A 15,824-nucleotide genomic window follows, 5' to 3' on the forward strand; every position below is an offset into this window, starting at 1 on the left:
CACCCGACGACGAAAAAGATGGGACCACAAAAGGTTTGCCAGCTCCGGCACCTGTCTCCGGTAATGGAGCCGGCAGTCAGACGCCAGCTCGGCGCGATCGCTGCTGTCGCCCTCGCCGCTGGTGGCGTCGCGGTATTCGGTTCGCTCGACGCCTTGCAGTCGGTCGTCGAGATTGCAGTGGATTCGCCGCTCGCGTTCGCCGCCGTCCTGATTGCCGTCTACGCCGTCCGGCCGCTCGTGCTGTGGCCGATTTCCGCGGTGTCGATCCTCGTCGGCTACGGCCTCGGCATCCCGCTTGGCGTCCCCGTCGGTCTCCTCGGAGCCGTCTGTACCTCGCTGCCGGCGTATCTGCTCGCCCGTCACGCCCCCCGTGAGCGCGGTCTCTTCGGCCGACTCCACGACCGCGGTAGCCACGTCGTCGACACTACCGGCGCGTTCCGCGGTGTCGCCGCTGCGCGACTTCTCCCCCTGCCGGCGGACGTGATCTCGTATGGGGCCGGCCTCTCCTCGGTCCCGACGCGAGCGTTCGTCGCCGGGACGCTCGTGGGCCAACTCCCCTGGGTCCTGGCGGGCGTCGTCGCCGGGAGTTCGATGCGGACGCTCGCCGTCGAGGGGAGCGCCGGCGGCCTTCCCCTGGTCGTCGGGGCTGCTGCGGTCGGTGTGCTCGTCCTCGCCAGCCCCGTGATCCGTCACATTGCCGACTACGACCGACTGCCCTCCATGGGATCGTCCGGCTCGCAGTGATCGATTCCGTCCTCTTCGCCGGCTGTCTCTCCTCAGTAGAAGGTGTCCGCACAGTCATAGACGACGCCGTGGCTTGGACAGACGTACTTGCAGTGGCGTTCGAACAGCGGGCGACCACAGCGTGGACAGGGTCGGCCACCGGACTCTTCCATGTGTATTCCTGGCAAGCGGACTGCTTGATAGTTCGGAAGGCGGAAAAACGAACGTGAACGATCGTTGTAGCGAACGAGTCAGCTCAGTCGGCGCTCAACATTCCGACCAGCCACAGGACTCACAGGTCTTGCAGCCCTCGGAGTAATACAGCGACATCGACCCACACTCGGGACACTCGGGACTCTCGCCGTTCTCGATGAGTTCCTGTTGGTCACCACTCGGCTCGGTCGGCTCAACCGATTCACTCGACGCAGTCGTCGCGCCGCCGTCAGTCGAGTGGCCCATGGCTTCCGGATCCTCTTCGTCGGCGGTCTCTTCGAGCGTCTGCTGTTGTGGATAGGCCCGCTCGATGTCGCCGTCGAGGTAGCGGCGCATCGCCGTGCCGATAGCGTCCGGGATCGACTGGATCTGTTCGCCCTTGTCCCAGGCGACCTTCGGTGAGCGGATACCCTGGAGTTCGCCGGCGATCTCGTTGGGATCGACGCCGGCCCGGAGGGCGGCCGAGACGGTCTTGGCGAGGGCCTCGGTGAACGACGCCGTGAAGCCGCCGGAGTTGCCGATGTTGGCGAACAGCTCGAATGGCCGTTCGGCCTCGGGATCCTCGTTGATGTTGACGTAGACCTTGCCATAGCCCGTGTCGATCCGCTGAGTCACGCCGTGGAGGACGTCCGGGCGCGGGCGCTTTTTGGCGTAGTCGGCGTATTCGCCGTCGGCTTCGCCGAGTAGCGTTTCGATTTCACCGTCGAGGGCTGCCCTGACGTCCTCGTCATCGAGGAAGGCTTCGATGCCGCCGAAGACGGCCTCGATCTGGGCGATGACCTCTTCGGTGTCCATGTCGGCGAAGTCGGTGTTCTCCGCCCTGGTGGTCAGCACCTGCTTGCTCCGGGTGCCGTCCCGGTAATAGGTGACGCCTTTGCCGCCGTGTTCGTAGATGTACTCGAAGACATCTTTGGCGTCGGCGATGCTGGAGTCGTTGGGCGCGTTGACCGTCTTCGAGATGGCGCTGTCCACGCCGTCCTGGAGCGTACACTGGATCGAGGCGTGCTGCTTGGGCGAGAGGTCGCCCGTCGTGACGAACAGCTCGCCGATTGCGTCCGGGACCGTCGAGAGTCCCTCGACGCCGTCGAACTCGTTTGTCGCCATCTGTTCCTGAGCCTCTTCCTTGACGGTATCGACGTCGATGCCGTTCTCCTCCAGCACGCGGAGGAAGTAGTCGTCGAACTCCACCAGCATCTCGTCGCCCTGGACGTCGTCGGAGACGTTCTTGTAGTAGGCGACGTTGTAGACCGGCTCACACCCGCCCGTGGTGTTGCCGACCATCGACGTCGTGCCGGTCGGCGCGATGGTCGTCGTGTTGTGGTTGCGGATGGGGAAGCCCTCGGCCCAGTCGTCGGCGTCCTCGCCGACGTAGTGTTCGAACCACTCGCGGTACTCGGTCGGGTCGGCGTACTTCGAATCCTCCCAGTCGTTGAAGACGCCGCGCTCCTCGGCGAGTTCGTGGCTCGCCCATTTGGAGTCGTGGTTGATCTTCTGCATGAGGTGGCCGGCGATCGCGTCGCCCTCGTCGCTGCCGTACTTGACACCGAGCTGGATGAACAGCTGGGCCAGTCCCATGATCCCCAGCCCGATCTTGCGCATATCCCGGACCGTCTCCTCGATCTTCTCGACCGGGAAATCGGACATCGTGACGACGTTCTCGAGGAACCGCGTCGCCATTTCGATGCGGTATTCGAGTTCCTCGACGTCGATGGCTTCCTCGAGGTACGCCTCGACCGCCGCCTCGAAGTCCTCGTAGTCGTCGGCGTGGCGTTCCGACCAGACTCGCCAGTCGGGTGCGTCCTCGGCGGCCAGCGTCGAGAGGTTGATGTGGCCGAGGTTGCAGGCCTCGTACTCCTCGAGGGGCTGCTCGCCGCAGGGATTTGTTGCAAGAATTCGATGATCAGGATGCTCCTCGACGTCGAAGGAATGTTCCTTGTTGGCACGTTCGAGATAGATCACGCCGGGTTCGCCGTTCTCGTGGGCACCCTCGACGATATCGTCCCAGAGCTCGCTGGCTGGAATCGACAGTTCCTCGCCGACCTCGACGTACTCGCCGAGGCCGAACATGTCGTACAGTTCCTTGGTCTCGGCGGTGACGATGTGGGGCTCGCCGGTCCGAGGGTTGGTGAAGGTGAACTCCTCGTCGTTCTGGAGGGCGTCCATGAAGTCGTCCGTGATCCCGACGGAGATGTTGAAGTTCGAGAGGTGGCCCTCGACGGCGTTGCGGAGGTGTTCGGGAACCCGCCCGTCGTCGTCGATCAATTCGCGGGCTTCCTCCAAGGCGTCCGAGAAGGACGTGTGGGTGAAATCATCGGGATCGTTCAGCCGGAGCGTCCGGGCCAGGGAGACGTCCTTGTTCTTGGCGTGGATGAACTGGATGACGTCCGGGTGGGAGACCCGCATGACGCCCATCTGGGCACCCCGCCGGGCACCGCCCTGGGCGATCGTCTCGCACATCTGGTCGAACGTCCGCATGAACGTTATCGGACCAGACGCGATTCCTCCGGTCGATCCGACAGCATCCCCGTAGGGCCGCAATCGCCAGAAGGCGTACCCCATGCCGCCGCCGCTCTGGAACACCTGTGCGGCTTCTTTGGCTGTCTGATGGATGTCATCGATGTCGTCCTCGGGACTGTCGACGAAACACGCCGAAAGCTGCTGGAGTTCGTCCCCGGCGTTCATCAGTGTCGGCGAGTTCGGCATAAAGGAGAGATTCTCCATCAGATCCTGGAACGCCGCGGCGGTCTCCTCGACATGGTCACGGACGTCCGCGGGGAGTTCGGGGACGACCGTCTCGTAAGCGAACTTGTTGACGTTGTACTGGCTGAGCGTCGTCTCGGCGTCGTCCGTTGCCGAAGTTCCCTTCCCGAAGACCTCCTCGGCGAGCTCGTCCCGCCGGGGATGGTCGGGTTTGAGCTGGTCGGGCGTGACCGTGATCTCGACGTCTTCGTTTCGCGCCTCGTAGACGGCTTCGGCCAGCGCGATGTTCTTCGCGACACGTTCGAAGAGATCCTCCTGCTGTTCGATGAGTTCACCGTCGGCGTTCTTCCGGAGATATCGCGCCGGCAGAATGTTGTGGTAGGCGTTGTCAGTCAGCCGGTCGGCGAGGGTGTCGCCCTCGGTGCGCTTGATCGGGAGCGTCACCTCGTCGACGGCGAGTTCGGCGTCGGTCACTGCTCGGCCCCCCACGACGCGGCCGTCGATCCGTCCGTCCGTCCCGTAGTTTTCGCTCTCGTTTGTATCATATATGGTGGAAGTTCTGTTAGCCTGGATGCCTCATAACGCTTTGGCTTGCGCGATTGTTTGCGATTCGAGCCTCTGTCATATTTCGTATGGGTCCGTGTTCGAGCCCCAGGCTCAGAGGGCTAGCTCGCACGCTCACACTCAACGAGATGGGGATACATAAGGGTTCGTAGACCGGAGTGAAAGTGAACGCAGACAGGACAATGGCTGTCCCCTCGGGCGGGTCGGACTCGAAGAGAGGGGGTGGGTGGGTCCGCAATGCTACGCTCGATCGGTGACTCGACGGCGGGGTCCCGTGGAGACATGCAACGCCATCACGAACTGGTCCGGAATATTACCGTTCGGTCTGCTCGGCGACGTTGAGTGCCGGTTCCTGGTGGGCACACTCGCGGATAGCTTTAGCCCCGTCGTCGCCGTCGTTCACTGCTGTCCGGAAGGCCTCCAACAGGTGATCGAGGACGGCCCGGTTGTCCTCGTACCGGACTCGGCCGTCGTAGCCGACGACGGCCTCGGCGAGCCCACCATCGAGGAACGCCGTGGCGATCGACCGCTTGCCCTCGTCACTTCCGTTCCCGTCTCCGTCACCCTCGAACGCGCTACAGCAGCAACTCACCACAACCCGGTGTGGCTTTCCCTCGACACTGGTGACATCGTCAGCGTTGATCCGTCCGAGTCCCGTCCAGGCTCCCGGCTCGCCGTGACCGAAGTAGACCACGAGGTCGCGTCGACGTCCGAGCGCGTCGAGGGTGTCCTCGGCGTACCAGGTGTCGGGATACCCCTCGGTCACGGTACAGCCGACGGCCCGCAACCGATCGGCCCACGATCGAAGCGGCGTGAGGTACCGGGGATGGTAGAACCCGAGCAGGAGCACCTGCTCAGAACGTTTCATTCGTGACCAGTCGATCGGGGTCGCCCGCGCCGAAGGACCCGTCGTCGGTCGGGTCTTCCAGCGCGATCACGTACTCGCGCTGATGGCCACCGTTTCCGTCCGGCGTAAAGCCGTTCAGCGTCACGTTCTCGGCGGTGATCTCGACGGTCCACAGGCAGTCTTCCCACCAGCCGGCGGTGCCGCTGTTGACGTAGAACCGGCTGCTGTCGGCGCTGTCTTCCATGAGCTTCGGGACGTGGGTGTGGCCGATGATGAGACTCGCATCGAGCTGGCGGATCGTCTCGACGACCGCGCTCTCCTCGAACATCGCGCCGTCCTCGATCGACGGGCTCTTGACGTCGCTGTCGACGATCGGTCGCCATTCGCCGGGGTCGTAGTAGGGGGCGATCGCGTGGACGGGGATCTCTTCGCCGAATGCGGTGATCGTCTCGCCTTCGAGGCTGGCGTCCTCACCGAAGACATCCTCGAGGGTATCGCTCAACACGTCGATCGGTTCGCCGACGAAGTTGCTCGAGAACTTCCCGAAGTCGTTGTTCGCGTCGCAGTTCCAGGGGTCGAACTGGTGGCCGTGAGTGATCAACACGTCCTCGCCGTCGTAGGTCGTCGTCACGAAGTCATAGACTTCCAGGTCAGGGAAGCCGTGGTCCTCGTATGCCCCGACGACGTGGGGGTCCTCGTAACTGGCGTCGTGGTTGCCACGGACTTTGACGAACCGCCGGGGTGACTCGAACTTGTAGAAGTCCTCCGAGACGGTTTCGTGGACGGTCGGATGGGTAGCGACGATGTCGTCGACTTTGTCAGCCGGCTCGTTGGCGGTGAGGTCGTTGTCGATCCAGAACTCCTCGCTGTCGCCGTTGAAGACGACCGTCCACTCGTAGCCGTTCGCCTCGTCGGCAGCGTAGTCCGAGAGCACGGACTCGACGAGATCGGCGTTCGCGCTGAAGTGATCGAGGCCGGCGTCGATGTCGTCCTGGTCCTCCATGTGGAGGTCGCTGAAGACGACGATCCCACGGTCCTCGGCCGGCGGCGAGAGCTCGCGGATCTCGACGCGCTGGTCGCACTCGAAGCTCCGGAAGTCGGTGGGCCAGTGTTTGTAATCCACCTGGTCCGGATTGACCAGCGAGCCGAGCACGACGTAGGCGACGGCGAGGAAGGGGAGACTGGCCGTCGCGAGCGTGACGACGAGCGCGAGCTTGCCGGCCGCCAGCAGCGGCGCGATCACCTTGTCGCGAACGAAGTCAAAGGCGTTCGAGACGCCTTTTGCGAACCACTCGGCCAGTTGTTCGAGCACCGGGCCGCCGAGGCCGGCCGCCCACTCGATGAGATCCAGCAGCGAGTCCAGGGCGGCCTCGACGACCTCCATCACCCAGCCGAAGATATCGAAGGCTCGATCGGCGGCCCACAGCACGACCTCGAAGGCCGTCACGCCGACTTTGAGCAGCCCCTCCAGCAGTTGCGTGAACGTCTCCTTGCCCGCCTCGACGATGGCTTCGAGGACATCCCCGAGTGCGACGCCGATGTTCCGGAGGGCTCGGTAGAGTCGCCCGAGCACCTGCTGGCCGGCGTCGGTGATGGCCTCGAACAACTCCCGGATGCTCGTGCCGACGTCCCGGAGTGCATCGACGGCCGTGCTGAAGACGTTGCCCGGGTCCGTCAGGAGCGTGACCAGGATCTCCCCGAGGCCGATGCCGATCGCGAGCAGCGCGCCGAAGCCGGCCCGCATGATGTCGATCGTCCGGCGGGCACACCACGCGACGAGTTCCCCGATAGCCACGCCGATGTCGATCAACGCCTGGAACGCCGTCTCCAAGACCTCGCCCACGCGCTCGACCGTGTCGACGACCCAGTCGAGGATGTACCAGATCGACCGCCCCAGGTCATAGAGGTGCTCGATGAACTCTTCGAGGACATCCAATCCGAGGTTCAGCCCGGCCGCCAGGACGTCCCGGATGCGCGCACCGACGTCCAGCAGCGTGTCGATCCCCTCCCGGAGGAAGTCCCGCGCTCGATCCCACAGCGTTTCGAGGATGTCACCGACGGCCCCGCCGGCCGCGAGGATGCCGTCGAAAACGGCGCGAGCGGCCATCCTCCCCCAGTCGGCCGCGCGCTCGACGAGGTCGACCAGTCCCTCGCCGATCTCGACGACGGCCTTGCCGAACTGATAGAGCGCGTCGGTCGTGAGTTCGCCGACGGTCGCGAGCGCGTCGAGTAGCCCCCGAACCGCGGCCGCGCCGGCATCTCGTGCCCACGCCACGAGGTCGGCGACCGATTCGCCGGCCGCCACCAGTGCCTCCATCACCGCACCGACGGCCCACTCGCCCAGATCCAGTGCCGCGGCGAAAAGGTCCTCGGCGGCGTAGACGAGTTCCCGGAGCAGGGAGACGGCGTCGCTGAAGAAGTCACTGGCTTCCCGGTGGAGGTATTCGAGCAAGTCACCGAGGGCGATCCCGCCGTCGAGCAAGCCCTGGAGGACCGACCGGGCTTTATCGAGGGCGTTGTTCGCGGCCTTCTGGATCTGGTCGATGATCGCACTGAGTCCCTGCTCGACGGCGGCCTTGGCGAGCTCGTATGCCTCGTCGACGAAGTCCTTCAGGGTCTCGATGATCTCCTCGCCGAGATGGGTGAGCTTGTCCTTGACGATTTCGATGATGTTGTTTGCGCGTTCCTCCGCGTAACTCACCATGTCGACGAGCGTTCGCGCCGCGACTTTCAGGACGTCGACGCCGATCGACCCTGCGGCGACGACGATATCCGTGAGCGTTTCACCCGTCTTTCTGAGCGCGCGAACGATACTCCGGAAGAAGGATTTGCCGATGTTGAATGCCTCTCTCAGTATCCCCTTGATCGCCTTCCCGGCCGACAGCAGCCCCTTGACGATCTTCTTGATGGTCGAATACGCTTCCTGGGCGATGCCCGCGATGATGTCGGCGACAGTCTTTACGCCGTCGAGTAACGTCTCGACAACCGAGTTGATCCGGCGCTGGGCGTAGTCGACGACGTCCGTGACCACCTCGCCGAAGGATTTGCCGGCCTCGACCACTGAGTCGACGACTGTATTGACCGCCTCCGCGACGCTCTTGCCCGCCTCCTTGATGTCGTTCCAGGTGTTCTGGAACCAGCCGTCGTATTCGACGTCGATGTTGCCCTTGCGCTTCTCGCGACGGTAGCCCAGCCCGACCAGCGAGAGCCACTCCGCGATCGGCTTGGTGTCGCCGCCTTCCTCGAAGTAATCCCGGAAGACGGTCGAGGCATCTTCGACCGTCAGTAGCCCGGCTCCCGTCACGAGTGCGTCCTCCCGGCCGATGTCCCGGAAGGATCTGATCACCTCGCGGCGCAGCCGTTCGTCGCCGCGGCGACACGCGTCCCGAAGTACTCGGCCACTCACCCCGCCGGCCGGCTGGGCCCGCATCAACCCATCGAGGACCGTGCGTCCCTCCCGGCCATCACGGCCGAGACCGGCCTCGACGACGTCGAGGTAGTTTTCCTCGGGAAGTTCCCGCGCTCGAAGGTTCGCGGCGACCGATTCCGGGCTCCCAGCCCCGAGTTCCTCGGCCATCCGCTGGGGGTCGATCTGGTCCGTCATGGGTGGTCATCTCCTCTGATTGCGTTCGACGGTGGCTGGTGATCACCGCTGGACGCGGTCGATGTCGACTGGCTGGTCAGCCACTGCTTGCGGTGCTGTACCTCCTTTGCCGTTGGCATTTGGATGGGGTAAATCATCAGTCTATCAGGGTGGTGTGGGTGGCGTCGGAACTCGACGCGTCGGCGTTCTCCCCTTCCCAGTCGATGTCGCCGGGGACGGCGTTGTGATGGAAGGTGTCGGGGCTGTCGAACTGGAGCAATCGTGCCGTCGCGTCGAAGGTGGCCTCGCCGGCGCTTTTGTGGGCGAACAGCGAGGCGTCGATGACGTCGGTCCAGGACAGCGACGGATCGTCGCGGATCGCCTGCTCGGTGTCGCCCGGGATGAACTCCCCGATCCGCTGGAGGAAATCGGGCGGGACGGCTCGTTTCATCCCGGCCTCCCAGTTCTTGTAGAACAGCAGGAACTCGACGTCGATCCGATCGTCCCGAGTCGTGATCGATTCGATGGCGACGTCGTGTTCGAGCAAGTGCATCCCCTCGGCGTGATCCGCGAGCGCGCCGGCAGCGGCGATCAGCGGCGGATCGCCGGTCTTCGTCAGCGTGACGTCGACGTCCGTCAGCCCGACGGCATTTTCGACGCTCGGGCCAGTCCAGCGGTTCGAGTCGGTGACCGTGGCGTTGGCGACGCCGTCGCGCTTTTGATCGGGTTCCTGGGACATGGACCACGCGTAGTCCGTCCCGGCCGAGATCGCGGGGCCCGACCGGACGGTATCGGCATCGCCGCCGACGACGAGATATCGCATCTCGACTGTGTAATCGACGCCGTCCTCCCGACACTCGGGCGTACCACAGTCGCCACGGAATTCGACGCTGGCGTCGAAATCGAGACTGGTCCTCCCGTCAGTCGGCGTCGGCCGGTCGACGTGCAGGGACAGCTCCTGGAGTTTGTCGGCGTCACTCGCCGCGTAGATGTCGAACCCGTTGAGCAGTACCTCGTAGGTGTCCCGGTTTTCCAGCGGGCTCTCAAGGTCGCTCGTGAGCGACTTGGATACCGTGATCGGGACGTTCTCGTCACCCTCGACCTCGAAGGACTCCGTGTGGGACTGGAAGGCAACGCCGTCGCCCGCTACTTTGGTGTAGAGATCACAGAACCGGGCCGTATCCGGTCCCGTCCCCGAGGCGGCGGTGTGGACACACTCCCAGTCGTCGCCATCGAATTCGAGGTAACTCCCCAGCCGGTTGAGCCGGTGGTTGTATCGCCAGGCGTGGTGATATCCACGCCAGATCACTCCTTCGCCTGTTGACATATGGTTTCAGTCATCTGATTGTCCATTAAGTATTAGCATTCCGGCAGATTTCATGCCATTCTATCTCACGTCACTCACTAACGTCCACCAAGACCGCCCGAAACGGCGCCCCGCAGTCAGGACGCGCCGACACGACGCCTTGACAGGGAGCGTGGGCCGACATCCAGTTCGATCGACAGCCGACTGCCGGATCGAGTCGTCAGCCGTCGCCGGTGGCTGCGAGTACTGGGGCCATCGAGTCCCCGGCCGGGGGACCCGGGGTGGCCGGGCCCCGGCCACGAATGATTCGGACGGAGTATCGTTCATAGCCACGGATCCATTTTCGAATATGACAGTATACAAAACACTTTTCAAAACACTGTTCGATCGAGGAGTAGGTCCTGGACGGTAGCTGTCACGGATCGCGATCACGATATTCGGTATTCCCAGCCAACGACGGAGCGCTCGATCCGGGGCCAGTCACGAGGTCGACGACCATGCACGAGACTGATTCAGTACGTAGACGGACCGTACTCAAACAAACAGGGGCTGCCGTCGTTTTCGGCGCCACGATGGGGACTGCTACCGCGTCCGGCGAGGCGTGGTATATAGCTGTCACGGACGGCGACGCCGCTGGCCGCCTTTCCCGGCACGGGTTCGAAGTCCGGAATCAACTCGCCGACGGCGATGTCCTGGTGGTAACAGGCCGCGAAGGCAAGACTGACCGCATCGCGTCGACGAGTGGTGTCTCCGCCGCGACGGTCGACGTACCGCTTGCTAGCCCCGCTGGGGAGGGCCCTACAGCGACCCCACCGGATGAGGTGGCCGCTGAGGGGTCACCCTCTCGGAGGGGAACTGCCACAACCCACCGATCGGAGACGACTGACGAGCCTCATTACGATCGCCAGTGGGACAAGCCGCTCATCGATCTGCCCGCGGCCCACGAACGGACGACAGGCGAGGGAACCCGGATCGCCCTCCTCGATACAGGTGTCTACGCTGACCATCCGGATCTGGACGTCAACGAGGATCTCAGTCGTGTCGTCACACGGGAGACTATCGAGAAGCGCACTGTCCGCGATATGATCGGCCACGGCACCCACGTCGCCGGCATCGCCACCGCCTCGATCAACAACGACGTGGGTATGGCCGGCGTCGCGCCCGACGCCGAAGTGGTTTCGATACGTGACACCTATGACCCGGAGGGCGGCGACGGGCGGTATACGCCGACGCTGGCACGTCGTCTCGCCGGGCTGGAATATGCGGCGAGCATCGACGTCGACGTTGTCTCCTCGACGGGGTCACCGGCCGGACGTATCAGGTCGTTCCCGCCGGCGGCCCGCGCGAACGCACTCGCCAAGGCCAGTCGTCGACTCGTCCAGCAGGCCGTCGACTCGGGGACGGTCGTCGTCCAGGCGGCCGGCAACTATTTCCTTCCCCCGGAGGGTGGCACGAACTTCCAGACCGGGGGCGGGACAATGTTTCCAGGGGCCGTTCCGGGTGCGCTCACCGTCGGCGCGACCGGCCCGACGGACGAGCGAGCCTACTACTCCCACTATGGGTTGGGTTACCTGGATATCGTGGCACCAGGCGGCGGGTACGGGTCCTTCGAGAAGACCTTCGAGTCGGCGGACGTCGCCCGGCCGTATCCGACAAACGGAGTGTTCAGTACCACGAAGCCGGGAACCCGCCTCGCGGAGAACGGTGGCTTTCCCGACAGCGACCGGTACGGATACAGCCTCGGGACGTCGATGGCGACGCCACAGGCGGCCGGCGTCGCCGCCCTCGTCCGCTCGATCGCACCCGGCGTCAATCCCTATCGCGTGATGGAAGCTCTCAAGCAGAGTGCTGACGGCAAGAAAGGTCCGGAGCTTGGGTTCGGCCGACTCAACGCCGCCGCTGCGCTCGAATCGTCCGTCCTCGACGGGGCACGCGAGTAAGCGTCATACCCCCGCGAGGAAATTCCTGATCACGTCGTGGCCGACGGCCGTCAGCACCGATTCAGGGTGGAACTGCACGGCCTCGATCGGGTGCTCGCGATGGCGGATTCCCATGACGAGTTCCGTTCCATCGTCGGCCGCCGTGGTCGCCGTCACGTCGAAGCAATCGGGGACGTCACTGGCAACCAGTGAGTGGTATCGCCCACCCTGGAACCCCTGGTCGAGGCCGGCGAAGACGCCCTCGCCGTCGTGATCGATCGAGGCTGCCTTCCCGTGGATCGGTTCCGGCGCGTGGCCGACCGTGCCGCCGTACTCGTAGACCGCAGCCTCCAGGCCGAGACAGACCCCCAGCGTGGGCACCTCGGGACTGACTTCTCGCAACACAGCCGTCGTCACGCCCACGTCGCGGTCGTTCTTGGGATGGCCCGGCCCCGGCGAGATAATAATGGCGTCGGGATCCGCTGCCCGGACGTCTTCGAGCGAAGCCGTGTTCTTCACGACCGTCGTGTCGGCGTGCTCGGACACGTACTCCACGAGGTTGTACGTGAAGGAGTCGAAGTTGTCGACGAACAGCACCTCGAGTTCGTCGGCGTCAGTCGGCGTCGCGGTTCCCGCAGGCGTCGCGGACTCGCTGTGGCGGTCGTCGGAATCGCTGACCGACTCGCTCATCGGGACACCTCCTCGACCGGGGCCTCGCTGTCCACGGACTCGATCCGTTCGAGGGCGTCGATCACGCCGCCCATCTTCTGTTCGGTTTCCTCGTACTCGCTGGCCGGGTCGGAGTCGGCAACGATCCCCGCCCCGGCCTGGACGGTGATGCGATCTTGCATTCGCTTCTCGCCACTTCCGTCGACGGTGTCGACGCCGTGTTCGACCGCCGCCGACCGGATGACGATCGCGAAGTCGGCGTCGCCGTTCCAGGAGAAATAGCCGACGCCGCCGCCGTAGATCCCGCGCGGGTCGGGCTCGAGGTCGTCGATGATCTCCATCGCGCGGATCTTCGGCGCACCCGAGAGCGTCCCCGCCGGAAAGGCCGCCCGCGTCGCGTCGAAGGCGTCGCTGTCGTCGGCGAGCGTCCCCGTCACGGTCGATTCGATGTGCTGGACGTGGCTGTACTTCAGGACGTTCATGAACTCCTCGACGCGGACGCTACCGGGCTCGGCCACGCGGCGGACGTCGTTGCGCGCCAGATCGACCAGCATCGTGTGCTCGGCCCGCTCTTTCTCGTCTGCGAGCATCTCGCCCGCCAGCCGACGGTCCTCGACGGGGCTGGTCCCGCGCGTGGACGTCCCTGCGATGGGGTTCGAGGTGATCAGGTCGCCGCCGACCGAGACGAGTGTCTCCGGGCTCGCGCCGACGATCGTGCGGTCGTCGTACCCCAGCAGGTACATGTACGGCGAGGGGTTGATCGAGCGCAGCGAGTCGTACAGCGCGAGTGGATCGACATCGCCGTAGAGCTCTCGCTTTCGGGAGATCACGCCCTGGTAGATGTCGCCGTCGAGGACGTGCTCCTTGGCGCGTTCGACCGCCTGCTCGTACTCGTCCTGTGGGCCGGCGTCCTCGTGCACCCGGTGGAATCCGCCGGTCTCGGGATCCCCCGCGTCGGCAAGCAGCGACTCGACGCGCTCGGCTTCTGCGAGCAACTCGTCGTATCGCGCGCCCGCGTCCTCCTCGGGCCGAACGACCGGCGTGAACACCAGCGAGACCGTGTCCTCGGCGTGGTCGAACACCAGCGTCTTCGTCGCGAGCACGAACTGGGCGTCCGGGAATCGTGAGTCCGACCGATCGATTCCCACCTCGTCGAGCCAGAGGTCGTAGACGGCCTCGTAGGCCAGAAACCCGACGAGCCCGCCCGAGAGCGTCTGGCGGTCGTGGGCCGGAAAGCCGCGGCGCTCGACGTCGGGCAGGACGGCCCGCAGATCGTCGAGCACGTCGCCGCCGTTGGGTTCGAGCAGGTCGGCGTAGCGGTCGTCGAGGATGTCCAGATTCGTCCCGTCCGGTTCGACGGTCGCGACCGCGACGGGATCGTACCCGACGAAGGAGTACCGGGCGTGGCGGTCGTCAGTCGAGGGCGCGAACGCGCCATTGGGATCGCTGGAGGCGACCTTCTCGGCACTTTCGAGAAGGAACGCGTACTCGTCGGCGTTGGCGTTCTCGGAGCTACTCTCGCGACCGGTCACCGCCGCGTAGGCCGCGAGCGGATCCACGTCGGCGTCGAGTTCAACGGCGACCCGGATCACGCCCGGTTCGTCGGCGTCGGCCAGGTCCACGAACGCATCGCGGGAGAGCGACGGCTCGCCCGTCATGCGACCACCCGCGGTTCCCCAGCCCGATCGACGAACTGTTCGACGGCGTCGTGATCCTTGACCCCACCGTCGCGCTCGACGCCGCTGGCGGTATCGACACCGAACGGCCGGACGGTCTCGACGGCCTCAGCGACGTTCTCGGGCGTGAGTCCGCCGGCCAGCAGGATCGGGACGTCGAGGCGTTCGACCAGCTCGGCCGTCCGGTCCCAGTCGTGGGTCCGGCCGGTCCCGCCGCCGCCGGCTTCGTCCAGCGAGTCCACGACGAGTCCGTCGGCCGCGTCGGCGTAGGCGTCCAGGTCGGCCCCATGATCGAGCGCGACCAGGACCGACTGGGGAATCGCCGCCGCGAGTTCCTCGACCTCGTCAGGGTCGAGCGTTCCGTGGACCTGGACGGCGTCCGGCTGGGTTTCCCCGACGAGTTTTCGTGCGTCCTCGACTGTCTCGGGCATCGTGACGAGTACGCCCGAGACGAGCGGCGGCACGGCGTCGAGCAGGTCGGCGGCGCGCTCAGGGGCGACTTCCCGGGGCGTGTCAACTGGCACCTCGCTGATCACGCCGACGGCGTCCACGCCCCCTCGAACACTTGCCCGGACGTCCTCGATCCGGGTGTGCCCACAGACCTTCACGCGCGTCATGCGACCACACCGCGGAGGCCGGCGAGTTTCTCGCCCGCCGCGCCCGAGTCGATCGCCTGGCGGGCGACCTCGACGCCGTCCTCGAGAGAGTCGGCCTCGCCGGCGACGTAGATCGCCGCGCCGGCGTTCGCGAGGATGATGTCCCGCTTCGCGCCGTTTTCCTCGCCGCGGACGATCCCGCGGAGGGCCTCGGCGTTCTCCTCAGGTGTCCCGCCCGCCACATCGGCGATGTCGTGGCGGTCGAGTCCCAGGTCGCTCGGAGAGAGGGTATACTCCTCGACGGAGTCGCCCTGCACTTCGGCGACGGTCGTCTCGTCGTGGATGGCGATCTCGTCGAGGCCGCTGCCGTGGACGACCAGGGCGTGTTCGACGGGCATGTGCGCGAGCGAGCGCGCGATGAGGGGAACCAGATCGGGGTCGTAGACGCCCAGCACCTGCGCGTCAGCGCCGGCGGGGTTCGTGAGCGGGCCGAGGACGTTGAAGATGGTCCGCATGCCGAGTTCCTTGCGCGGGCCGATGACGGCCTTCATCGCCGGGTGGAAGACGGGCGCGAGCATGAACCCGATCCCCTCGCGCTCGATGGCGTCCGCGACGGCCGGCGGTTCGGCGTCGACCGTGACGCCGACCTCCTCCAGCACGTCGGCGCTGCCCGAGGAGGAGGAGACCGAATAGTTGCCGTGTTTGGCGATCGGGACGCCCGCGCCCGCGGCGACGATGGCGCTCGTCGTCGAGACGTTGATCGTGTCGTAGTCGTCCCCGCCCGTCCCGCAGGTGTCGACCAGCGGGTCGCGATCGGGTTCGATCGTCCGGGCGGCCTCGCGCATCCCCTGGGCGAAGCCCGCGATCTCGGCCTCGGTCTCGCCTTTCGCCCGGAGTGCGCTCAGGAGCGCGCCGATCTGGGCCTCCGTCGCGTCCTCGAAGACCGCACTCGACGCTTCTTTGGCCTGTTCGACGGTCAGATCCTCTCCCTCGGTGACGCGTTCGATGTGTGTCTGTAGTGTGGACAT

The 15,824-nt window shown here is 65.4% G+C and carries 11 protein-coding genes; 2 read left to right on the forward strand and 9 right to left on the reverse strand.

The annotated features are described in order from the left end of the window. The first annotated feature begins 63 nt into the window (after positions 1-63). Positions 64-744: a VTT domain-containing protein gene (locus SVXhr_RS01690; RefSeq protein WP_275738935.1), complete on the forward strand. Its 681-nt coding sequence runs from the start codon at positions 64-66 to the stop codon at positions 742-744. 32 nt (positions 745-776) lie between these two features. Here SVXhr_RS01690 and SVXhr_RS14620 read toward each other — a convergent pair whose 3' ends face one another. The 5 genes from SVXhr_RS14620 to SVXhr_RS01710 form a co-directional block, all read right to left on the reverse strand. After that, on the reverse strand, positions 777-896 hold the full coding sequence (locus SVXhr_RS14620; RefSeq protein WP_015789041.1) for an HVO_2523 family zinc finger protein: 120 nt from the start codon (positions 894-896) through the stop codon (positions 777-779). A 94-nt stretch (positions 897-990) separates the two neighbouring features. Beyond that, complete coding sequence (locus SVXhr_RS01695; RefSeq protein ID WP_275738937.1) at positions 991-4,110, reverse strand: adenosylcobalamin-dependent ribonucleoside-diphosphate reductase; 3,120 nt, start codon at positions 4,108-4,110, stop codon at positions 991-993. A 403-nt stretch (positions 4,111-4,513) separates the two neighbouring features. Beyond that, the gene (locus tag SVXhr_RS01700; protein ID WP_275738939.1) at positions 4,514-5,068 is read right to left on the reverse strand and encodes a C25 family cysteine peptidase; all 555 of its coding nucleotides are present in this window, start codon (positions 5,066-5,068) and stop codon (positions 4,514-4,516) included. Continuing rightward, a complete protein-coding gene (locus SVXhr_RS01705; protein ID WP_275738941.1) occupies positions 5,055-8,651 on the reverse strand; it encodes a hypothetical protein in 3,597 nt (1,198 codons plus the stop codon). Before SVXhr_RS01705 ends, SVXhr_RS01700 begins: the two co-directional genes overlap by 14 nt. A gap of 136 nt (positions 8,652-8,787) precedes the next feature. Further along, entirely contained in the window at positions 8,788-9,957 is a 1,170-nt protein-coding gene (locus SVXhr_RS01710) for a hypothetical protein (RefSeq protein WP_275738942.1), read from the reverse strand. Positions 9,958-10,508: 551 nt separating this feature from the next. On the opposite strand from SVXhr_RS01710, the gene SVXhr_RS01715 reads away from it, so the two are divergent. Beyond that, the gene (locus tag SVXhr_RS01715; RefSeq protein WP_275738943.1) at positions 10,509-11,876 is read left to right on the forward strand and encodes a S8 family serine peptidase; all 1,368 of its coding nucleotides are present in this window, start codon (positions 10,509-10,511) and stop codon (positions 11,874-11,876) included. 3 nt (positions 11,877-11,879) lie between these two features. Here SVXhr_RS01715 and trpG read toward each other — a convergent pair whose 3' ends face one another. The 4 genes from trpG to trpD are packed head-to-tail and all read right to left on the reverse strand — an operon-like array spanning position 11,880 to position 15,824. Continuing rightward, positions 11,880-12,545 carry an anthranilate synthase component II gene (gene trpG, locus SVXhr_RS01720; RefSeq protein WP_275738944.1) on the reverse strand — a complete coding sequence of 222 codons (666 nt, stop codon included), beginning with the start codon at positions 12,543-12,545 and terminating at the stop codon, positions 11,880-11,882. Next, a complete protein-coding gene (trpE, locus tag SVXhr_RS01725) occupies positions 12,542-14,182 on the reverse strand; it encodes an anthranilate synthase component I (protein WP_275738945.1) in 1,641 nt (546 codons plus the stop codon). Before trpE ends, trpG begins: the two co-directional genes overlap by 4 nt. Further along, positions 14,179-14,817, reverse strand: coding sequence for a phosphoribosylanthranilate isomerase (locus SVXhr_RS01730; RefSeq protein ID WP_275738946.1), 639 nt, complete (start codon positions 14,815-14,817; stop codon positions 14,179-14,181). Before SVXhr_RS01730 ends, trpE begins: the two co-directional genes overlap by 4 nt. Then, complete coding sequence (trpD, locus tag SVXhr_RS01735; RefSeq protein WP_275738947.1) at positions 14,814-15,824, reverse strand: anthranilate phosphoribosyltransferase; 1,011 nt, start codon at positions 15,822-15,824, stop codon at positions 14,814-14,816. The genes SVXhr_RS01730 and trpD overlap by 4 nt, the downstream gene beginning before the upstream one ends.

It is taken from the genome of Halorhabdus sp. SVX81, from assembly GCF_029207715.1.
In the GTDB taxonomy this organism is placed as follows: Archaea; Halobacteriota; Halobacteria; order Halobacteriales; family Haloarculaceae; genus Halorhabdus.